This is a genomic window from Isoptericola sp. NPDC056618, from assembly GCF_042792715.1.
GTDB classification, from domain to species: domain Bacteria; phylum Actinomycetota; class Actinomycetes; order Actinomycetales; family Cellulomonadaceae; genus Isoptericola; species Isoptericola nanjingensis.
Genome location: NZ_JBHTVZ010000023.1, coordinates 1 through 21,297 on the forward strand (window position 1 = coordinate 1; position 21,297 = coordinate 21,297).

The 21,297-nt window shown below is 75.2% G+C and carries 21 protein-coding genes; 9 read left to right on the plus strand and 12 right to left on the minus strand.

Going from position 1 to position 21,297, the window contains the following annotated elements:
* Positions 1-43: 43 nt before the first annotated feature.
* The 5 genes from ACFQ8T_RS19610 to ACFQ8T_RS19630 all read right to left on the minus strand — a co-directional run bounded on the left by ACFQ8T_RS19610 (position 44) and on the right by ACFQ8T_RS19630 (position 4,613).
* The gene (locus ACFQ8T_RS19610) at positions 44-931 is read right to left on the minus strand and encodes a CHAD domain-containing protein (protein WP_430548151.1); all 888 of its coding nucleotides are present in this window, start codon (positions 929-931) and stop codon (positions 44-46) included.
* A 38-nt stretch (positions 932-969) separates the two neighbouring features.
* Positions 970-1,794 (minus strand): class I SAM-dependent methyltransferase, encoded by an 825-nt coding sequence (locus tag ACFQ8T_RS19615; protein ID WP_430548152.1) that lies wholly within the window; start codon positions 1,792-1,794, stop codon positions 970-972.
* A 129-nt stretch (positions 1,795-1,923) separates the two neighbouring features.
* Complete coding sequence (locus ACFQ8T_RS19620) at positions 1,924-3,192, minus strand: glycoside hydrolase family 3 N-terminal domain-containing protein (RefSeq protein WP_430548153.1); 1,269 nt, start codon at positions 3,190-3,192, stop codon at positions 1,924-1,926.
* Positions 3,189-3,662 (minus strand): SRPBCC family protein, encoded by a 474-nt coding sequence (locus tag ACFQ8T_RS19625; protein ID WP_430548154.1) that lies wholly within the window; start codon positions 3,660-3,662, stop codon positions 3,189-3,191. The genes ACFQ8T_RS19620 and ACFQ8T_RS19625 overlap by 4 nt, the downstream gene beginning before the upstream one ends.
* A gap of 39 nt (positions 3,663-3,701) precedes the next feature.
* Positions 3,702-4,613, minus strand: a complete 912-nt coding sequence (locus tag ACFQ8T_RS19630) for a winged helix-turn-helix transcriptional regulator (RefSeq protein ID WP_430548155.1) — start codon at positions 4,611-4,613, stop codon at positions 3,702-3,704.
* A gap of 142 nt (positions 4,614-4,755) precedes the next feature.
* On the opposite strand from ACFQ8T_RS19630, the gene ACFQ8T_RS19635 reads away from it, so the two are divergent.
* Complete coding sequence (locus ACFQ8T_RS19635) at positions 4,756-6,021, plus strand: MFS transporter (protein ID WP_430548156.1); 1,266 nt, start codon at positions 4,756-4,758, stop codon at positions 6,019-6,021.
* On the opposite strand, the gene ACFQ8T_RS19640 is transcribed toward ACFQ8T_RS19635, so the two are convergent.
* Both ACFQ8T_RS19640 and ACFQ8T_RS19645 read right to left on the minus strand, forming a co-directional pair.
* The gene (locus ACFQ8T_RS19640) at positions 6,022-7,155 is read right to left on the minus strand and encodes a threonine aldolase family protein (RefSeq protein WP_430548157.1); all 1,134 of its coding nucleotides are present in this window, start codon (positions 7,153-7,155) and stop codon (positions 6,022-6,024) included.
* A gap of 75 nt (positions 7,156-7,230) precedes the next feature.
* Entirely contained in the window at positions 7,231-8,277 is a 1,047-nt protein-coding gene (locus ACFQ8T_RS19645) for a LacI family DNA-binding transcriptional regulator (protein ID WP_430548158.1), read from the minus strand.
* Positions 8,278-8,401: 124 nt separating this feature from the next.
* Here ACFQ8T_RS19645 and ACFQ8T_RS19650 point away from each other — a divergent pair, with 124 nt between their 5' ends.
* Together ACFQ8T_RS19650 and ACFQ8T_RS19655 are read left to right on the plus strand one after the other, a co-directional pair.
* Positions 8,402-9,559 carry a Gfo/Idh/MocA family protein gene (locus ACFQ8T_RS19650; RefSeq protein ID WP_430548159.1) on the plus strand — a complete coding sequence of 386 codons (1,158 nt, stop codon included), beginning with the start codon at positions 8,402-8,404 and terminating at the stop codon, positions 9,557-9,559.
* On the plus strand, positions 9,556-10,668 hold the full coding sequence (locus tag ACFQ8T_RS19655; protein WP_430548160.1) for a Gfo/Idh/MocA family protein: 1,113 nt from the start codon (positions 9,556-9,558) through the stop codon (positions 10,666-10,668). Before ACFQ8T_RS19650 ends, ACFQ8T_RS19655 begins: the two co-directional genes overlap by 4 nt.
* Positions 10,669-10,746: 78 nt before the next feature.
* Here ACFQ8T_RS19655 and ACFQ8T_RS19660 read toward each other — a convergent pair whose 3' ends face one another.
* A complete protein-coding gene (locus ACFQ8T_RS19660) occupies positions 10,747-11,901 on the minus strand; it encodes a ScyD/ScyE family protein (RefSeq protein WP_430548161.1) in 1,155 nt (384 codons plus the stop codon).
* A gap of 166 nt (positions 11,902-12,067) precedes the next feature.
* Positions 12,068-13,312 carry an endonuclease/exonuclease/phosphatase family protein gene (locus tag ACFQ8T_RS19665; protein WP_430548218.1) on the minus strand — a complete coding sequence of 415 codons (1,245 nt, stop codon included), beginning with the start codon at positions 13,310-13,312 and terminating at the stop codon, positions 12,068-12,070.
* Positions 13,313-13,471: 159 nt separating this feature from the next.
* On the opposite strand from ACFQ8T_RS19665, the gene ACFQ8T_RS19670 reads away from it, so the two are divergent.
* Together ACFQ8T_RS19670 and ACFQ8T_RS19675 are read left to right on the plus strand one after the other, a co-directional pair.
* Complete coding sequence (locus ACFQ8T_RS19670) at positions 13,472-14,395, plus strand: ribokinase (RefSeq protein WP_430548162.1); 924 nt, start codon at positions 13,472-13,474, stop codon at positions 14,393-14,395.
* 58 nt (positions 14,396-14,453) lie between these two features.
* The gene (locus ACFQ8T_RS19675; RefSeq protein ID WP_430548163.1) at positions 14,454-15,332 is read left to right on the plus strand and encodes a VOC family protein; all 879 of its coding nucleotides are present in this window, start codon (positions 14,454-14,456) and stop codon (positions 15,330-15,332) included.
* A 19-nt stretch (positions 15,333-15,351) separates the two neighbouring features.
* Here ACFQ8T_RS19675 and ACFQ8T_RS19680 read toward each other — a convergent pair whose 3' ends face one another.
* The gene (locus ACFQ8T_RS19680) at positions 15,352-16,113 is read right to left on the minus strand and encodes a class I SAM-dependent methyltransferase (RefSeq protein WP_430548164.1); all 762 of its coding nucleotides are present in this window, start codon (positions 16,111-16,113) and stop codon (positions 15,352-15,354) included.
* A 218-nt stretch (positions 16,114-16,331) separates the two neighbouring features.
* Between ACFQ8T_RS19680 and ACFQ8T_RS19685 the strand changes: the two genes are divergently transcribed.
* The 4 genes from ACFQ8T_RS19685 (at position 16,332) to ACFQ8T_RS19700 (ending at position 19,374) form a co-directional block, all read left to right on the plus strand.
* A complete protein-coding gene (locus ACFQ8T_RS19685) occupies positions 16,332-16,868 on the plus strand; it encodes a histidine kinase (RefSeq protein ID WP_430548165.1) in 537 nt (178 codons plus the stop codon).
* A gap of 78 nt (positions 16,869-16,946) precedes the next feature.
* The gene (locus ACFQ8T_RS19690) at positions 16,947-17,786 is read left to right on the plus strand and encodes a DUF4097 domain-containing protein (protein ID WP_430548166.1); all 840 of its coding nucleotides are present in this window, start codon (positions 16,947-16,949) and stop codon (positions 17,784-17,786) included.
* A 26-nt stretch (positions 17,787-17,812) separates the two neighbouring features.
* Positions 17,813-18,613, plus strand: coding sequence for an ABC transporter ATP-binding protein (locus ACFQ8T_RS19695; protein WP_430548167.1), 801 nt, complete (start codon positions 17,813-17,815; stop codon positions 18,611-18,613).
* Entirely contained in the window at positions 18,610-19,374 is a 765-nt protein-coding gene (locus ACFQ8T_RS19700) for an ABC transporter permease (RefSeq protein WP_430548168.1), read from the plus strand. Before ACFQ8T_RS19695 ends, ACFQ8T_RS19700 begins: the two co-directional genes overlap by 4 nt.
* A gap of 83 nt (positions 19,375-19,457) precedes the next feature.
* Here ACFQ8T_RS19700 and ACFQ8T_RS19705 read toward each other — a convergent pair whose 3' ends face one another.
* Both ACFQ8T_RS19705 and ACFQ8T_RS19710 read right to left on the minus strand, forming a co-directional pair.
* Positions 19,458-20,684, minus strand: a complete 1,227-nt coding sequence (locus tag ACFQ8T_RS19705; protein WP_430548169.1) for an NAD(P)/FAD-dependent oxidoreductase — start codon at positions 20,682-20,684, stop codon at positions 19,458-19,460.
* Between the two features lie 141 nt (positions 20,685-20,825).
* Complete coding sequence (locus ACFQ8T_RS19710) at positions 20,826-21,251, minus strand: Hsp20/alpha crystallin family protein (RefSeq protein ID WP_430548170.1); 426 nt, start codon at positions 21,249-21,251, stop codon at positions 20,826-20,828.
* Between the last annotated feature and the right edge of the window lie 46 nt (positions 21,252-21,297).

The window sequence follows — 21,297 nt, forward strand, 5'->3', positions numbered from 1 at the left end:
ACCTGATGGCGCGACGGATCGCGTGCTCGAAGGCGTTTCCGGCTCAGCGGAGAGCGGCGGCCGCGGCGGCGAGGGCCCGCGCCGCGCGCTCGTCGCCGAGCCGCGCGCACGCGTCGACCGCCGCGGCGGTGCGCGGCTCTCGCAGCGCCGCCAGGGTCGCGCGCAGCACGTCGGCGTCGTGCACGGTGCCCAGCAGGTCCTGCAGCTCGCGGTGGCGTGCGACCACGTCGTCGGCCCAGCGGTCGGTGGCGCGGTCGCCGGACGTCGCGAGCACCTCGGCGGCGTAGCGCGCCCTGCGGGCGGCCTTCCGCAGGCGGTGCACGACGTCGGGCGGCGGCCGGTCGCCCGTCCCCGGACCCCGCCAGGCGGCGACCGGCCCGCCGCGCCGCCGCACCCGCTCCAGCTCGCGCACGACGGCGGGACGCAGGGTGGTCGCCGCGACCTCCCCGGCCCGGTCGGTCAGCGGTGGCGCCGTGGCGAGCGCGCCGAGCCCCGCGATGAGGTCCCGGCAGCGGGCCGACGCCAGCGCCGTCGCCACCTCCGCCCGGGCGACGGCGTCGGACGCGGCCAGCGCGCCGTCGAGCGTCGCCAGGCCCGCGTGCACCTCGGGCGAGGGTCGCTCGAGGCCGGCGGCGAGCTCCGCCAGGCCGGCCCGCCGCACCTCCGCGTCGCGCGCCGCGCCGAGGGTGCGCACCCACCAGGTGAGGGCCTCGACCGTGCCCGGCTCAGGGGCCGTGCCGTCCCGGAAGACTCGGAGCGTGGCGCGCAGCCGCCGGACCGCCACGCGGGCGTCGTGCACCGCGACGGGCGCGTCGTCCGGCGCGCCCGGTGCCCGGGCCGCGGCCGTCCGCACGTCGTCGTGCCCGCGCAGGATCGTCTCCGCGTGGGCGCGGATCGCGGCGTCGAGGACGTCGCCGGCGGTGCGGGCCATGCTCGATCCTCGCCCGGCGCGGCTCCCGCCGCGCGAGGTCAGGCGCGCACGGCGCCGACCGCGAGCGTGAACCCCTGCTGCACGAAGCTGCCGCCGGCGGCGTCGATCGCGGCGCCGAGCCCCGCGAGCAGGGCGTCGAGCCGGGCGGCCGGCAGCCGCGTGGCGACGCCTGTGGTGGGCACCAGGGCGAGCCACTCGTCGCGGGTGTACGTGCGCTCCCAGGTGTCGCGGCGCTCGTGCGGCTCCGCGAACCGGCCCGTCCGCCGCATGCCGTCGGCCGCGGTGTCCATCATCTGCCGGTAGGCGGTCTCCGCCGACGCGGTGCTCGTGGCGGCGAGCGGCGAGCCGGGGAGCACGTCGCGGTAGACCTCGGCGAACGCGGCGGCCAGGTCGGGCGGCGGGTCGCCCGCGTTCCAGAACACCGTGAGCGCGCCGCCCGGGCGCAGGACGTCGGCGGCCCGGGTCGCGCCGGCGTCCGGGTCCACCCAGTGCCACGTCTGCCCGGCGGTCACGGCGTCGAACGTCCGGCCTGCCGGGTCCCACTCCTCGAACCGTGCGACCTCGACGTCGATGCCGTCGGTGCCGTCGCCCCGCGCGACCTCCGCCATGCGCTCGTCGACGTCCACCCCGAGCACGGCGCAGCCGGCCGCGCGCAGCTGGCGCGCCACGATCCCCGTGCCCACGCCGACGTCGAGCACCCGCGGCGTCGGGCCCGCGGCGCCGTCGCGCGCGGCGTCCGCGACCGCCGCGATCAGCGCGTCGGGGTAGCGCGGGCGCGCGCGGTCGTAGGCGGCGGCGTCGACGCCGAACGACGACGCGACCTGGTGGAGCTCTTCCGGGTCCAGCGAGGGCGAGGTGCTCATGCCGTCAGCCAAGACCCGTGCGGCTGCCCCGGTCAACGAGGTTCGCCGTCGGCGCAGCCCACCGAGGTAGAACCTGATCCGGCGAGGTAGTACCTCGCCGGATGGCCTACTACCTCGCGGGATCCGGTACTACCTCGGCGGGAGGGTGGCGGCCTTGGCGGCCAGCACCCGGCGGGCGGAGGCGTCGACCTTCTCCGCGAAGTCCGGGTCCTTGCGGGCCTTCGCGACCAGGGCGTCCGCCATCGCGGGCGCGACGGACGGGTCCGCGGACGCGAGCACCAGGTCCACGCCGGCGTCGACGGCGTCCACCGCCCGCTCGCCGGGCGAGCGGTCCTGCACCTGGGCGGCGGCCGACACGTCGTCGGTCATCACGACGCCGTCGAACCCCAGGTCGCCGCGCAGGACGTCCTCCACGACGACGGGGGAGAACACGGCGGGCTCGTCCGGGTCGATGCGGTCGTAGACGGCGCTCGACATCATCACGTAGCGCGCGCCCGCCTCGATCCCCCGGGCGAAGACGCGCACGGACGCGTCGTCGCGGGTGGTGACGTCGTCCGTCACCCGCGAGTCGGTGTCGGTGTTCTGCGTGACGCGGCCGAGGCCCGGGAAGTGCTTGATCACGGGCTCGACGCCGGCGGCCCGCTGGCCCGCGCCGAACGCGTTCGCGGAGCGCACCACGGACCTCGGCGTGTCGCCGTAGTTCCGGCCGAAGTAGCCGATGGGCGGGTTGTCCGCGGCGTCGTCCTCGTCGACCAGGTCCATCACGGGCGCCAGGTTGAGGTTGACGCCCGCGGCGGCGAGCTCGTCGCCCCAGCCCTCGGCGCGGTCCTGCAACGTGGCGGGCTTCCACGTGGCCTGCTCGGTGGCCTTCGGGATCTCGGAGAAGCCTGGGCCCTGCAGCACCTGGACGAGGCCGCCCTCCTGGTCGGTGGCCACCAGCAGCGGCGTGCCATGCGTCGAGCGGCGGGACACGAGGCCGGTGTACTCGTCGACCAGCTCGCGGGTCGCCTCCACACCGGCCTTGCTGCGGCCGTGCAGGAACACGTTGCCCACGTGCTTGTCGCGGACCGACTCGGCGCTCACGGCGGCCGGGTCGCTCACCGACACCCCGACCATGAGCAGCTGGCCCACCTTCTGCTCGAGGGTCCAGCCCGCGAGCACGTCGTCGGGCGTCGGGGTGCCGGTGGGCCCGGGGGTGGGGGACGCCGCCGGGCTCGGGGACGCGGTCGTCGGGCTCGGGGACGGGCGGGGTGAGCTCGACCCCGAGCCCTCCGCAGCGGAGGATGCCGGGCCGGGCGACGGTTCGCTGTCCGCGCCGGAGCACGCGGCGAGCAGGACGACGGCGAGCGTCGTGGCGAGCGAGGCGGCGGCGGCCCGTGCGGGCCGACCGCGGGTCACGCGCGTCGGGCAGGTGCACCGTCGCGGTGGGCGAGGGTCGCGAGCGCGTCCTGCCAGTGCGCCTGCGAGTTCGTCGCGTGCTGGGCCGTGTCGATGTTCTCCTGCCTCACGGACACGACCGTACCCGTCTCGTCCGGTTCGAGCGCAATGCGAATCTCGTGGTAGTTGTCCTCGACGTCCGCGAGCTCGGCCAGGGGCGAGAAATGGGTGAAGTGCAGCAGGCGCGGACGCTCGACGGCGATCACCACGCCCTTGTCGGCGAACTGGCGGCCGAAGAAGTGGCCCTCGAACGTGATGGGGCTGCCCGGCCGGAAGTCCGTCTCGATGTTCGCGCCGAGCATCCAGCGCGCGCCCGGGTGCATGAGCTCGGCCCACACCCGCTCGGGCGGCTGGGTCACGTGGATCGACGCCTCGGCCACGTGCGGGTAGCGGTGCTCCGGCGTGCTGGTGGGGCTGGTGGGGGTGGTCATGGTGGGGGTTCCTTCCGCCGGCTCCGGTTGGTTCCGACCCTAACGCCGGGCCCTCGCCGCCGCCGTCCCCGACGGCGTCGTGGCCGCGAGCTCGCGCACGAGGGCGAGCACGTCGTCGACCGACTGGGCGGGGTCGGTCACCGGCGCCTGCACGTGCCGGACGACGCCGGACGGGTCCACCAGGAGCGTGACGCGCTTGAGCCGGTCGGAGCCGCCGGCGCGGAACACGGGCAGCCGCAGGGCGGACGCGGCCAGCCCGTCCTGGTCCGACGCGAGCAGGTAGGGCAGCTCGGCGTGGGCGGCGAACGCGGCCTGCTGCTCGGGGTGCTGCGTGCTCACACCGAGCACCCGCGCGCCGGCGGCCTCGAGGTCGGCGTGCAGGCGGCCGTAGGTGACGCACTCGAGCGTGCAGCCGGCGGTGCCGGGCACCTCGCCCCAGCGCGGCGGGTAGCCGTGGGTGCCGGGGGCGTACGCGCCGGGGAAGAAGAACAGCGCGGTCCACCGGTCAGGGTCCACGAGCCGCACGGTGGAGCCGTCGTGCGCCGCGAGCGCGACGTCGGGCACGTGCGTGCCCTCGAGCGCGCGCGCCCGCGCGAGGTCGCCGTCGCCCAGCGCGCCGCTGACCTCGCCGTCGCCCAGGACGAACCGCGTGCCCCACTCCTGCAGCGCGAGCAGCACGGGCAGCAGGCCCTCGCCCCGGGCGGTGAGCCGGTAGTCGTGGCGTGGCGGGCGCTCGGAGTACGGCACCTTCTCCAGCACGCCGTGCTCGACGAGCCCGCCGAGCCGCTCGGTGAGCGCGCGGCGGGACAGCCCGAGCTCGCGGTCGAAGCCCTCGAACCGGGTGACGCCGGCGGCCGCCTCGCGCACGATCAGCAGGCTCTGCCAGTCGCCGACGACGCCGAGGGACTGCGCGATGCCGCACGAGCTGTCGGCAAGGTCCTCGCGGCGCATGGGGCACATCCTCTCGCCGGGCCGGGGTGTGCGTCCATCCCGCGCCATGGGGTAAGTTCCAATTTGGAACTTACCAACGACGACGCGACCCTGCCTGTTCCCGGCGGGCACCGCGGAGTCTCGTCGACGAGGAGGTGGCCCGGTGGCCACGAGTGCACGGCCGTTCTGGACCTACTGGGCCGCGAGCACCACCAGCGGCGTCGGCACCGCCGTCACGACCGTCGCGCTGCCGCTCGCTGCGGTGACCGTGCTCGACGCCGGTCCCGTCGAGACGGGCCTGCTGGCCGCGTCGTCGTACCTCGCCTGGGTGGTGCTCGGCCTGCCCGCCGGCGCGATCGTGCACCGGCTGCCGCTGCGCGCCACGCAGGTGGCGGCCGACCTGGCGCGCGCCGCCGCGATCCTCGCCGTCCCGCTGGTCTGGTGGCTCGGGGAGCTCTCGCTGGTCCACCTGGTGCTGGCGGCGCTCGCGGTGAACGTCGCCGAGGTGTTCTTCTTCACCGCCAACACGACCTTCCTGCCGACCGTGGTGCCGAAGCACGAGCTGACCAGCCGCAACAGCCTCGTCTCGGGCACGCAGGCCGCCACACAGCTCGGCGGGCCGTCGGTGGCGGGCCTCCTGGTGCAGGCCGTCGGCGCCGTGCCCGCGCTGCTGGTCGACGCCGCGTCGTACGTCGTGTCGGCCCTGCTGCTGCGGCGGCTGCCCGAGCGTCGCGAGCCCGCCCTCGGGGACGGGGAGGCGCGGCCCGGGATGGGGCAGATGATCGCGGAGGGCTGGCGGTTCGTGGTGCGGCACCCGGTGATCGCGCCCGCCACCTGGTGGGCCTGCGTCGTCAACCTCGTGTGCGGCGTGCAGGCCGGGCTGTTCGCGCTCTACCTGGTGCGCGACCTCGACGCCCCGCCCGCGATGGTGGGCGTGCTGCTCGCCGCCGACGGCGTGGGGTCGCTGCTCGCGGCGGCCGCCACGCCGTGGCTCGTGCGGCGCTTCGGGTCCGCGCGGGTGCTGCTCCTCGACGGGCTGTTCGGGTTCGCCGGCGCGCTGCTGGTCCCGCTGGGCGCCGGCGCCGCCGGGTGGCTCTGCTTCGCCGTCGGCACGATGGTGTTCGGGGCCTCCGTGGTGCCGGGGAGCGTCGTGACGCGCACCTACCGGCAGGTGGCCAGCCCGCCCGAGCTGCTCTCGCGGGTGATGGCGACCGTGCGGTTCGTCTCCTGGAGCATGATCCCGCTCGGGTCGCTCGCGGCCGGCGTGCTCGCCGCGCACGTGGGCAGCCGGGCCGTGCTGCTCGGCTCCGCGTTCGTGCTGCTGCTCGGGCCCGTCATCGTGGGCCTCAGCCCCGTGCGGAGGCTGCGGAACCTCGAGGACTACGACGCCACGGCCCCCGACCTGACCGCTGCCGCGGCGTCGCGCTGATCAGGCGAGGGCGTCGGCGGCCGCCGCGACGAACGCGTCGACCGTCCCCGGCGCGGTGTCCCAGGCGCACATGAGCCGCACCTCGACGCGGTCGGGAGTCTCGCCGTCGGCCCAGTCGTAGAAGCGGGCGACGGCGCGCAGCCGGTCGGCGGCGGGGCGGGGGAGCGTGGCGAAGACGGCGTTCGCCTCGGTGGGGCGGGTGACGCGCACGCCCTCGTCGTCGGATCCGGCCAGCGCCTCGAGCCCCGCGCGCAGCCGCGCGGCCATCGCGTTCGCGTGCGCGGCGTTGCGGTGCCACAGCGGCTCCTCGTCCCCCGCCGCGTCGTCCGGGTCCCCGAGCAGCGCGAGGAGCTGCGCGGAGACGAACCGCGTCTTGGACGCGAGCTGCATCGTCGCCTTGCGCAGGAACGGCACGGCCGCCGCGGCCGCCTCCCGGGCGCGGGCGGACGCGGCGTCCGGGGCGTCGTCGGGCCCGAGCACGAGCACGGCCTCGCCGAGCATGCCGCCGTTCTTCGCGGCGCCGAGGGAGACGACGTCGATTCCGGCGTCGGTGGTGAGCGCCCGCAGCGAGCAGCCCAGGCTCGCCGCCGCGTTGGCCAGCCGCGACCCGTCCACGTGCACCGCCATGCCCAGGTCGTGCGCGACGTGGGTCAGCGCCCGCAGGTCGTCGAGCGGGTAGACCGTGCCGAGCTCGGTGGACTGCGTGAGGGACAGCACGGCGGGGTGGGCGCGGTGCACGTCGTCGCGCTGCCCGGCCCAGCGCGCGACGTCGTCGGGCGTGATCCGCCCGTCCACGGACGGGCAGGCGAGCAGCTTGAGGCCGCCGACCCGCTCGGGCGCGCCGTTCTCGTCGGTGTTCACGTGCGCGACGTCGGACACCACGACGCCGCCCCAGCGCGGCGACAGCGCGGTGAGCGACACGACGTTCGCGCCCGTGCCGTTCAGCACCGGGAACGCGAGAGCCCCGGCGCCGAACACCTCGCGCACGCGGGCGTCGAGGCGCGCCGTCCACGAGTCGTCCCCGTACGCGACGGCGTACCCGTCATTCGCCGCGGCGACGGCGGCGAGGACGTCCGGGTGCACGGGCGCGTAGTTGTCGGAGGCGAACGGCGGGAGGGTGCGGGGGTGGGTCACGCGCCCAGGGTAGGCGGGCGGCGGCTGCCGACGTCGCGGTTGGTCCTCGTCCCGTCGGGCGACGGCGAGGAATCGCTACGTCGAGGCCGGGCTGGTCGGGTCGCCGCCGGTGGACTCGCGCCACACGATGCGGTGGATCGGCGCGCCGGGCGCCGGACGGGGCTCGCCCCGGACGGTCGCGACCAGCCGGCGCATCGCGGTGCGGCCGGCCTCGGGGAAGTCGACGTCGACGGTGGTGAGCGACGGCATCATCAGCGCCCCCATCGCGAAGTTGTCCCAGCCGGTGACGACGAGGTCCTCGGGCACCGACCAACCGCGCTCGGCGGCGCCGCGCACCACGCCCGCGGCCAGGTAGTCGTTCCCGGCGATGACGGCGACGGGCGGCGCGTCCGCGGGGATCTCGGCGACGGCGCGACGCGCGTCGTCGCCCGACCAGGAGCCGCCGATGACGCCGAGGGACACCACGTCGGCCGTGGCCGGGTCCGCGGCGGCCCGGGCGACGGACGCCAGGTACACGTCGCGGCGGGCGCGGGCCGAGGCGTAGTGGTCGGGGCCCGCGACGTGCACGAACCGGCGGTACCCGGCGGCCACGAGCGCCCCGACCAGCACCTCGACGGTGCTCGCGTCGGCGAGATTGCCGAGGCTGCGCATCTGCTCGTCGAAGGTGGCCTCGGCGACGACGGGCGCGCCCCCTCCCGGGCTCGCGGAGCCGGACGGGTCCGCGAGCGCCTCGGGCAGCACGGGGACGAGGGTGAGGACGCCCTCGTACTGGCCGCCCTCGGCGAGGTCCCGGACGCGACCGGTGCGTTCCTCGAGGGTGCCGTCGACGGTGTGGGTCTCCATCACGTACCCCGCCGCCTCGGCCACCTCCCCGGCGCCGGTGAGCAGCCTGACCTGGTGGTCCAGGCTCGCGCCGGTCACCACGGCGAGCCGGCCGGACCGCCGGGTGCGCATGGACCGCGCGGCGAGGTTGGGCCGGTAGCCGACCGACTCGGCCACCTGGAGCACCCGTGCGCGGGTGGCCGCCGAGATGGTGCCGCGCCCGGTGAGCGCGTAGGACACCGTCGCCTGGGACACCCCGGCGAGGCGCGCGACGTCGCGGCTGGTCGGTGGGTTCGGCACCGCCACAGTATGACCTCCCTCACCTCTCGCCTTGACAGGGCCGCAGCGCGGCGGCCACTCTGATCACCGTCGCATGATACGTATCATGCCGGACCGTCAGCCAGCTCGTTCCATCGGAGGAACCATGCTCACCATCGGGATCGTCGGCACGGGCGGCATCGCCCGGGCGCACATCGACGGCTACCAACGCTTCGCGGAGGAGTGCGCGATCGTCGCGCTGTGCGACCCCGCCCCCGGCCGCGCCGAGGCCCTGCGCGCGGAGCTCGGGCTCGACGGCGCCCGCGTCTACACCGACGCCGCCGAGATGCTCGCCGCCGAGCAGAGCCTCGACCTCGTCAGCGTCGCGACGCCGCCGTCCACCCACGCCGCCCTGACGATCCAGGCCCTGGAGGCCGGCGTCGACGTGCTCGTCGAGAAGCCGATGGCGCCGTCGCTCGAGGAGTGCGACGCGATGATCGCCGCCGCGCAGGACAACGGGCGCCTGCTGTCCGTCGTCGCGCAGAACCGGTTCCGCGACGACATCGCGACCCTCAAGGAGGTGCTCGACTCCGGCCTCGCGGGCCCGGTCACGCACGCCCAGGTCAGCTCCGCCTGGTGGCGCGGCACCGAGTACTACGACCTGTGGTGGCGCGGCACCTGGGAGCGCGAGGGCGGCGGCTGCACGCTCAACCACGCCATCCACCACCTCGACATGACCCTGTGGATGCTCGGCTCGCCGAAGGCCGTCACGTCGGTGCTCACCAACGCCGCGCACGAGAACGCCGAGGTCGAGGACCTGTCGGTGAGCGTGCTGCAGTACGACCGCGCGCTCGCCGAGGTCACCGCCTCCGTGGTGAGCCACGGCGAGGAGCAGGCGATCGTCGTGCAGGGCCGGAACGCGCGCGTCTCGCAGCCGTGGAAGGTCGAGGCGAACCTGGCCAACCCGAATGGCTTCCCCGCCGACGAGGACGACACGGAGCGGGTCGCGCAGATCGAGGCCGTCGCGGCGGCGCACCGGCCGCTGGAGCACACCGGCCACGCCGGGCAGATCGCCGACATGCTCGGCGCCGTGCGCGAGCGCCGTCGTCCGGCCGTCGACGGCGAGGCCGGCCGTCGCGCCATCGAGCTGGTCACGGCCATCTACGAGGCGGGCATCGAGCGCCGCACCGTGGACCTGCCGCTGTCGCCCGACGACCCCTACTACCGCACCGGCACCCTCCTGGAGAGGGCGCCGCGGTTCTTCGAGAAGACGGCGTCGGTGGGCGAGCTGCCGGGCGCGATCACGGTGGGGGCGAAGGCATGAGCGCGGGCACTCCGATCAGCACTCCGATCAGCGCGGCGAGCACCGCGAGCGGCGCCGCCTACGCGCCGGAGCCCGTGCCCGCGCCCGTCGTCGAGCCGGGGGAGTTCGTCTTCGCGGCGACCAGCCTCGACCACGGCCACGTGTTCGGCATGTGCGAGGGCCTCGCGGGCGCCGGCGGCACCCTGAAGTGGGTGTACGACCCCGACCCGGCCAAGGTCGAGGTGATGCGCAGCAAGTTCCCCGACGTGCGGGTGGCGCGCAGCGAGGCCGAGATCCTCGACGACGCCGAGGTGCGCCTCGTGGCGGGCGCCGCGGTGACGTCCGAGCGGGCGCCGCTCGGCCTGCGGGTCATCGAGGCGGGCAAGGACTACTTCACCGACAAGGCGCCCCTGACGACGCTCGACCAGCTCGCCGCCGCGCGCGAGGCCACGGCCCGCACCGGCCAGAAGTACGCCGTCTACTACTCCGAGCGGATCCACGTCGAGGCCGCCGTGCTGGCCGAGCAGCTGATCGACCGCGGGGCGATCGGCCGCGTGCTCCAGGTGATGGGCCTCGGCCCGCACCGTCTCGGCACCGGACGCCCGGACTGGTTCTTCGAGAAGGAGAAGTACGGCGGCATCCTGTGCGACATCGGGAGCCACAACTTCGACCAGATGCTGCACTACGCGGGCGCGAAGGACGCGGAGATCAGCCACGCCGCCGTCGCGAACTACCACCACCCGGACCACCCCGAGCTGGACGACTTCGGCGAGGCCGGCATCGTCATGGACAACGGGGCCACCGGGTACGTGCGCGTCGACTGGTTCACGCCGGACGGCCTGAGCACGTGGGGCGACGGCCGCACGATCATCCTCGGCACCGAGGGGTACATCGAGCTGCGCAAGTACGTCAACGTCGGCACCGGCGAGGGCGGCGGCCACGTGTTCCTCGTCGACGGCGAGGGCGAGCACCACCTGGTCGCGAACGGTCAGGTCGGGTTCCCCTACTTCGGGCAGCTCATCCTCGACTGCCTGGAGCGCACCGAGAACGCGATGACGCAGGAGCACGCCTTCAAGGCCGCCGAGCTGAGCGTCCTCGCCCAGCAGCAGGCCCGGGTGCTGACGCCCTGACCCTCGATGGTTGTGGGCGCTCGTCCGGCGCTGTTCGCGAGGCGAACCGCGCCGGACGAGCGCCCGACGAGGGAACGGTCAGCGGCCGTGGTGGCCGTGCCCGTGCCCGTGCGACCGGGAGAGGTCGACGCGCACGAGGTGGCCGTCGGGCGGGGCGTCCTCGCCGGGCAGCGCGTTCGTGGTGGCCAGGAGGTCACCGTGGTCCCACTCGAGGCCGGCAGGCAGCGCGGTCTCGACGACGGTCCTGTGCCCGCCGCGGGTCACCTGCGTGATCTTCCCGCCGAACAGCTCCGCGACGTAGACGTCCCCGGACGGCGAGACGGCGAGGTTCGTGGCGCTGAGGAGGTCGCCCGCGACCTTCCGCACGGAACCCGACCAGGGGTTCACGCGGTAGACCGCCGCGCGCGCGCCGAGGCTGTCGTCCTCCGGTCCGCCGGGCAGCGTGGTGACGTAGAGCTGGCCCCAGGGGCCGACCTCGACGTCCGTGGGGACGGGCTCGAACCAGTACGTCTCGCCGACGACGCAGTCCGGCAGGCCGAACATCGCCGCGGCGTCCGCCGTGACGACGGCCGGCTGCGCGGGCAGCACCGCGACGGTGCGCACGCGGCCGCGATCGCTCACGGAGAGGATCGCGTTCATGCCCGCGTCGGCGACGAAGGTCGTGCCCCGGCCGCGGGTGGTCGCGTAGGGGTGCGAGTCCTGGATCCCCTCGTACCGGACCGGGATGCCGTCCGGCGGTGCCTGGTCCAGGCAGGCCTGGTCGACGTCGCGGAACCCGTAGGTGACGTCGCCGTCCGGGTTGTTCGCGTCCTCGTACGCGCGGACGTCCGCGAGCGTGCGCGCCGGGCCGGTCGGGTTGCCCTTCTTGTCGAGGCGCAGCGTCCTGATGCTCGACGCGACGGGACCCGTCTCGTCGTCGATGAGGGTCTCGGTGAACGTGAGGAGGCGGTCGCGGTAGGAGACGCCGCCCACCTCCTCGCCGTTCGCGGACGCGTAGAGGACCGTGGCGTCGCCGCGCTTGTCCACCTCGGTGAGCAGGCCGGCGAAGTTCTGGGTGACGTACGAGGTGCCCTTGGCGCCGACCGCGGCGCTGAGCGGGGTGACCAGGCCGGAGGCGATCTCGGTGACCTTCGGGGGCTTCGGTGCGGGCTTGCCGCCGTGGGCGGCGGCGGGGCTCGCGGCGAGCAGCAGCGCCGTCGCTGCTGCGGCGGCCGCGGTGAGGGCGCGTCTCATGGGATCTCCAGGGCTCGACGGTGAGATGGCACAGCACTGTCGAGCCTGCGACCGCCCGGGGGCGCTCGCACCGGCGGGGTGCCGGCGGCGGGGGTGAAGCGCGGGTGATTCGAGATGCCCTCGGCACCGGTCCCGTGGCGCGCTCTCCGCGGTGCCGTGCCCGCGGTCAGCCGACCCGCAGGTCCACCCACACCAGGCGGTGGTCGCTGGACGGGAACGGGTAGGTGCCGGTGAGCCGGGACAGCGGGTCGGCCTGCGTCGGCCAGAACACGCCCGCGTCGCGCACGGGCAGGCCCCTCGACGGCAGCACGTAGTCGGCCCGCAGGTTGCCCGGCGCGGTGTCGGCGAAGTCGGCCGTGTCGAGGGCGGGGTCGCCCCGGTGCGTCGCGTTGGCGCCGCCCTGCAGGGCCGACGCCTCGACCGCGCCGTCCGACGTCGGGCGCGGGTCCGTGACCCGCGGGTGGTCCAGGAGCTGGTCGATCGCCGCGTCCACCGAGTCGCCGTCGAGCGGGTCGGCGTTCTGGTCGCCGAGGATCACGAACCGCTCGCCGGGCTTCAGCCCGCCGCGCCCGCCCTCGTCGTCGTAGACGTAGCGCGAAGCCTTCCCGGGCGTCACGTAGTCGGCCCAGAACCGGATCTCGTCGTGGTTGCGGCGGCCGTTGCGGTCCTCCGGCCCGTCGAACGTCGGCGGGGTGGGGTGCGCGGCGAGCACGTGCACCGTCTCGCGGCCCACGCGGACGGGCACGTCCCAGTGCGACTTGCTGGACAGCCGCACGACGTCGAGCTCCGCGGGGGAGTACCAGTCCCCGGGCTCGGGCGTGGCGGGGTCGTCGGGCAGCAGCGCACCCGGCATGTCCTTCCACAGGAAGTGCTGGAAGGTGCGCACGTGCCGGGTGTCGATCGGGTGCTTCGACAGCACGACCATGCCGTACTGGCCCGGGAACTCGCCGAAACCGAAGGCGTCGTTGCCGCCGCCCACCGTGCCACTGTTGTCGAGGTCGACGCCGCTGGGGATCCCCGTGTTCGACGGCGCGGTGTACGCGTAGCGGTAGCGCACCGGGTCGGCGCCGCCCTGCGGCACCTCGAGGTAGTTCTCGCGGAACAGGTCCACGCTCGCGTGGGCGGCGTCGTAGTCGAACTCGTTGAGCAGCACGACGTCCGGGTCCGCCCGCTGGATGACCTCTGCGACCGTGCGGGCCTGCGGGTCGTCACCGGTGGACAGGTCGGCCTGCAGCTCGCCCTCCGCCGCGCGGTTCAGCGACAGGTTGTACGTCGCCACGCGCAACGACCGGTCGGGACCGTGCCCGCCGTGGTGCCCGCCGTCGTGCCCGTGGGCGCTCGCGGCGAGGGGGAGGAGGGTGGGGAGGGCCACGGCGAGCGCCGTGGCGGCCGTGAGGGTGCGTCGTCGCATCGTGGGCGTGGTCACCCGGCCGACGCTAGCGCCGGCCGGTGACGCCCGCCTCAACGGCGCGTGAACGTCGGCCGCGGGGTGAGGGCGGACGCGGCGTGTGTCATCGTTTCCCGGACGTACGGGACATGACGGCGCACGACGGCGCAGGAGGTGACGGGAATGGGTGCGGTGACGTCCTCGACCGGCCGGGTGGTGGTCGTCGGGTCCACCAACGCGGACCTGCTCGTCGGTGTGGCGGCGCACCCGGCGCCCGGCGAGACGGTCCTCGGGCACGGCATGCGCGTCATGTCCGGCGGCAAGGGGGCCAACCAGGCCGTCGCGGCCGCCCGGCTGGGCGCGGACGTCGCGTTCGTCGGCGCGGTGGGCGACGACGAGTTCGCCGACGCCGCGCTCGCGGGGCTCCGGTCCGCCGGGGTCGACCTCACCGCCCTGGTGGTCGTCCCCGGGCGCCGCACCGGCATCGCGATCGTCACCGTGAGCGACGACGGCGAGAACTCCATCGTCGTCGTCCCGGGCGCCAACGCGGCCGTCGACGAGGCCGTGGTGGGCGCGCACGTCGATCTCGTCGGGGGTGCCGCGACCGTCGTGCTGCAGGGCGAGATCCCCCGGGCGGCCATCGAGGCCGCCGCACGGTCCGCGCGCGGCCGGCTCGTCGTCAACCTCGCGCCGGTGCTCGACGTCGACGAGGACGTGCTGCTGCGCGCCGACCCGCTGGTGCTCAACGAGCACGAGGCGCGGCTCGTGGCCGGGGCGCTGGATGTCCCCGCCGAGGAGAGCGAGGAGGTGCTGGTGCGGGGCCTGCTCGCGCGCGGGGTGCGGTCGGTCGTGCTGACCCTCGGGCCTCGCGGGGCGCTGGTGGGGCTGGACGACGACGTGACGGAGGTGTCGGCGCCGCGGGTGCGCGCCGTCGACACCACGGGAGCCGGCGACGCGTTCGTCGGGGCGCTCGCCCACGGGCTGGCGCGGGGAGACGGCCTCGTCGACGCCGCGCGGACGGCGGCCCGGGTCGGCGCGTACGCCGTGCGGTCTCCCGGCGCGCAGGCCTCCTACCCGTCGGCGGGCGACGAGCTGCCCGCGGTGTGACGAGCGTGGCGGCCGCGTCGTCGGGCGAGGTGTCGGTGGGCCGGTGCAGCCTGGGGAGATGAGTCAGCACACGTACCCGCACGGGGTCCCGAGCTGGATCGACCTGGAGGTCGCCGACGTCGACGCGGCGCTCGCGTTCTACGGCGCGCTGTTCGGATGGCGGTTCACCGAGAAGCTGCCGCCGGGTGCGCCCGGGCGCTACGCCGTGGCGTCGTGGGACGGCACCGACGCGACGGCGATCGCCGCGGTCGCCACGCCCGACCCGGGGTACGACGGCGAGCCGGCGTGGCACACGTACCTCGCCGTGGACGACCTCGAGGCCGCCGCGGTCCGCGTCGCCGAGCTGGGCGGCGTGGTGAGCTCGCCCCCGCAGCAGGTCGGCCCGCCCGGGCAGCCCGCGGGGTGGATGGCGCGCATCGTCGACCCGGAGGGCGCGCCCAGCCGGCTCTGGCGGGCCGGCACCCGCGCCGGGGCGCAGCGCGTCAACGAGCCCGGCACCTGGAACTTCAGCAACCTGCTCACCCCCGACGTCGATGCCGCGCTGCGGTTCTACGGGCCGCTGCTCGGCTGGGAGCGCAGCGACGACCTCGGTGCCGGCATGGCGCGGTTGCCCGGGTACGGCGACCACCTGGCCCGCACCGTGGACCCCGGCATCCACGAGCGGCAGGAGTTCGTCCCGCCGGGGTTCTCGGACGTCGTCGCAGGGGTGCTGCCCGCCGACGGGCCGGCGCGGTGGTCGGTCGTGTTCGCGGTGGCCGACCGGGACGCCGCCGCCGAGGCCGCCGAGCGGGGCGGCGCCGTCGTGCACGCGACCGAGGACACCGAGTGGACCCGGGAGGCGACGATCCGCGACCCGTTCGGCGCCGCACTCGTGCTCTCCCAGTTCGCCCCGCCGCCCGAGTTCGTCGCCGCCGAGGCCGAGGCCGGGAAGTCCTGACGCCCGCGGGCGCCGCGTGTCAGGGGCGCCGCGCCTGCACCCACATCACGGGGGTGTCCATGAACGTCGCACGCGCGACCTCCCGTGCGTCCACGAGCCCCGCGTCCGTGAGCAGGCGCTGGATCCCGCCGTCGGCGTTGTCGTCGCGGTGCTGGTTCGCCCCGATCTCCCGGTGGTGCCGGTGCCCGCCGTGCCCGTGGTCATGCCCGCTGTCGTGACCGTGACCGCCGCCGTGCCCGGGCGCGTCGAGGTCCGCGATCGTGACCGTGCCGCCGGGGCGCAGGACGCGGGCGAGCTCGGCGGCGAACCGGCGCTTCTCGTCCAGGGGCACGTGGTGCAGGGCGAGGGAGGACAGGACGTGGTCGACGCCCGCGTCGGCGGCCGGCAGCCGGTCGGCGAAGCCGCGCACCAGCGTGAGCGAGCCGCGCCGCCCGACCCGCCGCCGGCGGGCCTTCCGGGCCGCGCGACGCAGGGCGGCGCCGTCCGGGTCGAGGCCGGTGACGTCGGCGTCCGGTACGGCTCGCAGCACGGTGAGGGCGAGGTTGCCGGTGCCGCAGCCGACGTCGAGCACGCGCTGGCCCGGCAGGATGCCGGCCACCTCGACGGTGCGGCGGTGCAGCCGTCCGGCGCGCCGCCACCAGCTCTGCACGTCGTACCAGGGCATCTTCCACGCGCTGCTCATGCCGGGCAGGTAGGCGCGGTCCGTCTCCTCCGGGCGGACGTCGTCGAACAGGCGCACGCCGCGCGCGGCGTCGTCGGGGCCCTGCGGGGGTCTGCTCACGACGCCACGCTAGCCGTCGTGGCCGGGTGACGGACGACGACGGTCGCCCAGCTGCGCCCGGTCGCCCTCGCCCTGCCGGAGGCGGCCCAGGGGCGCAGCACGTCTGACCTGCGGCGACACGGACCGCGTCATGGCGCGACACCATCTGGCGCCAGATTGACGCCATAAGTGACGTCAAAGGTCTTGTGGTGACACCATCATGGTGTCATAGTGGAGCCATGGACCTCACGAGATACGTCGACGAGCTGCAGCAGCAGCTCGGCACCGCAGCCGCCGCCGGCGGGGACGAGGCGCGGGAGCTGGCCTCCCGCCTGACCGCCCCGCTCGACGCCGCCGCCCGGCTGGTGCTGCTCGAGGCGCTGTCCGACGCGGCGGGAGAGATCTCCGCCGAGCTGGCCCCCGGCTCGGTCGACATCCGGCTCCGCGGCGGTGCCCCCGAGTTCGTCGTCACCGCACCGACCGGGCCGACCGAGCCGGCGCATGCCCCGCCGTCCACCCCGACCCTGGAGGCGACCGGCCCGGGCTTCTCGGTGAGCGTCGACCTCGAGGGCGGCGCCACCACCCGCACCACCCTGCGCCTGCCCGACCACCTCAAGACGCAGGCCGAGACCGCCGCCGCCCGCGACGGCGTCTCCGTGAACACGTGGCTCGTCCGCGCGGTCGCCGCCGCGCTCGAGCAGTCCACCGGGCGCCCGGCCGCGCAGGCCCGTCCGCAGCAGCGCGGCGCCGGCCGCGTCACCGGCTGGGTGCGCTGATTCCTTCGCACGTCCGCGCACCGCACCGCCCCCGTCCTCCCCCTGACACCACACCGACACCACTGTTGGAGCTCCGTCATGCCCACTTTCCCCGCCCCCCAGCCCGTCCCCGTCCTGGTCGACGTGCCGTTCGCCAACGTGCACGTGGTCGCCGGGGAGCGTGACGACGTCGTCGTCACCGTCCTTCCGACCAACGCCAAGTCCGGCAGCGCCCGCGCCGCGGAGTCGGTGCGCGTCGACCGCGACGGCGACGCCGTCTCGATCACGTACCCCGGCTCGTGGAAGCAGTACGTGCTCCCGTTCGCGTCCGGCACCGCCGACATCACGGTCGAGCTCCCCGAGGGCTCGTCGCTGAGCGGCAAGGTCGGCTCGCTCTACGCCGAGGGCGCGCTCGCCGCCGTCGACATGACGCTGTCGGCCGGGAACGCCCGCGTCGACGACGTCGAGCGGCTCGACCTCAAGGTCTCCGCCGGCTCCGCGACCGCGGGCCGCGTCACCGGCTCCCTCGACGTCAAGGTCAGCGCGGGGTCCGTCTTCGTCGACGAGGTCCTCGGCGACGGCACGATCCGTGCGACGAACGGCACCACGACCGTCGGCTCCGTGACCGGGACCCTCGAGGTGCACGGGGCGCACGGCGACATCGCCGTGAGCCGCGTGCGCGGCACCCTCACGGCCAAGTCGGCGCACGCCGGCATCCGGGTCAACAACCTCGAGTCCGGCGCCGTCACCCTCACGACCTCCTTCGGATCCATCGAGGTCGGGGTGCCCGAGGGCACCGCCGCCTACCTCGACGTCTCGTCCGAGAACGGCTCCGTCCGCAACCAGCTGACCCCCACCGAGGGGCCGGTCGAGGACGAGGCCACCGCGGAGATCCACGCCAGCACCGGCTTCGGCGACGTCGTCGTCCGCCGGCCGTGAACCGACCGAAGAACGGAGCAACGGACATGACCACGCCTCAGACCACCGAGCCCGCGATCCGGGTGCAGGGCGTCGAGAAGTCGTTCGGCGAGCTGCACGTGCTGCGCGGCGTCGACCTCGACGTCGCGCCGGGGAGCATCTTCGCCCTGCTCGGCTCGAACGGCGCCGGCAAGACCACGCTCGTGCGCATCCTGTCGACGCTGCTCAAGGCCGACGCGGGCACCGCCACCGTGCACGGGTACGACGTCGCGGCCAAGCCCGGCGACGTGCGCCGGTCCATCAGCCTCACCGGCCAGTTCGCGGCCGTCGACGAGGTCCTCACGGGCCGCGAGAACCTCGTGCTCGTCGCCCGGCTGCGGCACCTGCCGGACGCCGGCACGATCGCCGACGACCTGCTCGCCCGGTTCTCGCTCACCGACGCCGGCGACCGCCGCGCGGGGACGTACTCCGGCGGAATGCGGCGTCGGCTCGACATCGCGATGAGCCTCATCGGCGACCCGCCGATCGTCTTCCTCGACGAGCCCACCACCGGCCTCGACCCGCAGGCGCGGATCGACGTGTGGAAGACGGTCAAGTCGCTCGCCGACCACGGCACCACGGTGCTGCTCACCACGCAGTACCTCGACGAGGCGGAGCAGCTCGCGGACCGCATCGCGATCCTGCACCGCGGCACCATCATCCAGAACGGCACGCTCGACGAGCTCAAGCGGCTCCTGCCGCCGGCCGAGGTCGAGTACGTCGAGAAGCAGCCGTCCCTCGAGGACGTCTTCCTCGCCCTCGTGGGCACCTCCGCGACCGAGGACACCACCGGAAAGGAATCGCGATGACCACCCACGCCCTCAGCGACACCGGTGTCCTCACCGGCCGCTCCCTGCGCCACATCCTGCGCAGCCCCGACACCATCATCACGACGGCGGTCACGCCGATCGCCATCATGCTGCTGTTCGTCTACGTCTTCGGCGGGGCCATCGACCTCGGCACGGACGAGTCGTACATCAACTACATGCTGCCCGGCATCCTGCTCATCACGATCGCGTCGGGCGTCGCGTACACCTCGTACCGGCTGTTCCTCGACCTGCAGGGCGGGATCGTCGACCGGTTCCAGTCCATGCCGATCGCCCGCTCGAGCGTCCTGTGGGCGCACGTCCTGACGTCGGTCGTGGCGAACCTCGTCTCGGTCGCGATCGTCGTCGGCGTCGCGTTCCTCATGGGCTTCCGCACGGGGGCCTCGTTCGGGGCGTGGCTGGCCGTCGCCGGGATCCTGGCGATGTTCACGCTCGCCCTGACCTGGCTCGCCGTGCTCGCCGGGCTCTCCGCGAAGACCGTCGACGGCGCCAGCGCCTTCAGCTACCCGCTGATCTTCCTGCCGTTCATCAGCTCGGCGTTCGTGCCCACGGACACGATGCCCGGCCCGGTCGCCTGGTTCGCGGAGAACCAGCCGGTGACCTCCGTCGTCGACACGATCCGCGCCCTGTTCGCGGAGCAGCCCGTCGGCAGCGACATCTGGGTCGCCCTCGCCTGGCTCGTCGGCATCCTGGTGGTCGGCTACGGCCTCGCCGTCGCCGCGTACCGGCGGCGTGTCGGCTGACGACGCCGCGCGACCGCGCCACGCACGGCCGAGCCCCGGTGGTCCTCCACCGGGGCTCGGCCGTCGTCGTGCTCGGGACGGGGCTACACCGAGGCCGTCGGCACGACGTCGGGCGCCACCGTCTCCTGCCGCCGGTCTCGCAGCGCCGCGGCGCGGCGCGGGTCGCCGACGAACGAGGGGTATCGGAGGACGCCGGGCCGCCGCGCCTCCCACGTCAGCTGGAGCACGGTGCTGCGGCACACGAGCTCCTTGAGCCAGGCCCCGGCGCGCGCGCCCACCCGCCCGCCGAGGAACGCCCGCACCGGGACGTCGCCGCGGTTCGCGAACTGGAACAGGCCCACCCCGCGGCCGAGGCTGAGGCACTGGCCCAGGAAGGCGACAGCGGCCGGCGCGGGTTCCGTCCCCGCGAGCCGGGCGAGCACGGTGTCCGCGGCGGCACCGCCGAGCTGACCGGCCGCCTGGCAGCTCATCCGGTACGGCAGGCCGGACGGCGTGCCCGCGTCGCCCGCGGCGACGATGCGGTCGTCGTCCAGGCTGGTGAGCGTCTCGTCGGTGCGCAGGCGCCCCTCCGCGTCGGTGGTCAGGCCGCTGCGGGCGGCCAGGTCCGGGACGGCGAAGCCCACGGCCCAGATGGTGACGTCGCTCGGCAGGTCCCGGCCGTCGGCGAGCTGCACCGCGTCCGCCGTCACCGCCGTCACGGTGGCGCCGGGTCCGGCGACCACCTCCACACCGAGCCGCGCGAGCGCGGCGGCGACGGCCCGCCGGCCGTTCGGGTGCAGGTACGGCCCGAGCAGGTCGCCGCAGACCAGCGTCACCGCCCGGCCCTGCTCGGCCAGCTCGGACGCCACCTCGATGCCCGACGGGCCCGCGCCCACCACCGTCACCCGCGCGCCGGGCCCGGCCGCGGCCAGTGCCGGGGCCAGCCTGTCCGCCTCCTCCAGGCTCGCCAGCGGGTACGCGTGCTCCGCCGCCCCCGGCACCTGGGGAGCGGCGCTCGTGCTGCCCACCGCGTACACCAGGTAGTCGTAGGCGAGGGTGTCGCCGTCGGCGAGCACGAGCCGCCGCCCGTCGGCGTCGATCCGCTCCGCGGTCGCGACCCGGAGCCGCACGGCGTCGGCCAGCAGCTCCCCGTAGTCCGCGACCGCGTCGTGCGACCCGGCGGTCCGCTGGTGCAGCCGGATCCGCTCCACGAACACGGGGCGGGCGTTCACCAGCGTCACGGCCACGTCGTCCCGCGCCGTCAGCCGGTTCGCCGCCATCACCCCGGCGTACCCGCCGCCCACCACCACGACCTGCGTTGCGTCGGACATCTCGTCTCCTCGGTCCGTCTCGTCATCGGTTGCTCACGGTGACGACGAGACGCCGCGGCGAGGTGTGACGGCGGCCCGGCCGGACATGACGACGGCGCCCGGTCGCGGGTGCGACCGGGCGCCGTCGTGGCGTGCCTGGGATCAGGCGCTGGTGACCTCGATGCGCTGCGGCGTCGTGCCGGCGAAGACTCCGGCGACGGTGACCGTCAGGACGCCCGCGTCGTAGGACGCGGTCACGGCGTCGCCGTCCACGGCCTTCGGCAGGGTGACGACGCGGCGGAAGGCGCCGAAGCGGACCTCCGAGATGCGACGGCCCTCGGACTCCTCCGGGCGCTGGTCCTTGCGCTCGCCGCGCACGACGAGCTTGCGGCCCTCGACCTCGACGGTGACGTCCTCGGCCGGGTTCACGCCCGGCAGGTCGAGGCGGGCGACGAGGTCCTCGCCGTCGCGGTACACGTCGGCGGCGGGCACGGGGCCTTCGTTGCGGGCCGGGTCGGCGAGGCGCGGCGTCCACAGGTCGCGGAGCCAGGCGTCGGCGAACGGGGTGCGGGTCAGGGTGGTGGTCATGCTGTCCTCCTCGGGTGAGTGGCTGCTGACCGGTTCAACTTGAGCC

Excerpts from the sequence above, each read along its gene's own strand:
- ACFQ8T_RS19610 (WP_430548151.1), bottom strand. The coding sequence starts at position 931 with ATGGCCCGCACCGCCGGCGACGTCCTCGACGCCGCGATCCGCGCCCAC.
- ACFQ8T_RS19615 (WP_430548152.1), bottom strand. The coding sequence starts at position 1,794 with ATGAGCACCTCGCCCTCGCTGGACCCGGAAGAGCTCCACCAGGTCGCG.
- ACFQ8T_RS19625 (WP_430548154.1), bottom strand. The coding sequence starts at position 3,662 with ATGACCACCCCCACCAGCCCCACCAGCACGCCGGAGCACCGCTACCCG.
- ACFQ8T_RS19630 (WP_430548155.1), bottom strand. The coding sequence starts at position 4,613 with ATGCGCCGCGAGGACCTTGCCGACAGCTCGTGCGGCATCGCGCAGTCC.
- ACFQ8T_RS19650 (WP_430548159.1), top strand. The coding sequence starts at position 8,402 with ATGCTCACCATCGGGATCGTCGGCACGGGCGGCATCGCCCGGGCGCAC.
- ACFQ8T_RS19655 (WP_430548160.1), top strand. The coding sequence starts at position 9,556 with ATGAGCGCGGGCACTCCGATCAGCACTCCGATCAGCGCGGCGAGCACC.
- ACFQ8T_RS19660 (WP_430548161.1), bottom strand. The coding sequence starts at position 11,901 with ATGAGACGCGCCCTCACCGCGGCCGCCGCAGCAGCGACGGCGCTGCTG.
- ACFQ8T_RS19665 (WP_430548218.1), bottom strand. The coding sequence starts at position 13,312 with ATGCGACGACGCACCCTCACGGCCGCCACGGCGCTCGCCGTGGCCCTC.
- ACFQ8T_RS19670 (WP_430548162.1), top strand. The coding sequence starts at position 13,472 with ATGGGTGCGGTGACGTCCTCGACCGGCCGGGTGGTGGTCGTCGGGTCC.
- ACFQ8T_RS19675 (WP_430548163.1), top strand. The coding sequence starts at position 14,454 with ATGAGTCAGCACACGTACCCGCACGGGGTCCCGAGCTGGATCGACCTG.
- ACFQ8T_RS19685 (WP_430548165.1), top strand. The coding sequence starts at position 16,332 with ATGGACCTCACGAGATACGTCGACGAGCTGCAGCAGCAGCTCGGCACC.
- ACFQ8T_RS19690 (WP_430548166.1), top strand. The coding sequence starts at position 16,947 with ATGCCCACTTTCCCCGCCCCCCAGCCCGTCCCCGTCCTGGTCGACGTG.
- ACFQ8T_RS19695 (WP_430548167.1), top strand. The coding sequence starts at position 17,813 with ATGACCACGCCTCAGACCACCGAGCCCGCGATCCGGGTGCAGGGCGTC.
- ACFQ8T_RS19700 (WP_430548168.1), top strand. The coding sequence starts at position 18,610 with ATGACCACCCACGCCCTCAGCGACACCGGTGTCCTCACCGGCCGCTCC.
- ACFQ8T_RS19705 (WP_430548169.1), bottom strand. The coding sequence starts at position 20,684 with ATGTCCGACGCAACGCAGGTCGTGGTGGTGGGCGGCGGGTACGCCGGG.
- ACFQ8T_RS19710 (WP_430548170.1), bottom strand. The coding sequence starts at position 21,251 with ATGACCACCACCCTGACCCGCACCCCGTTCGCCGACGCCTGGCTCCGC.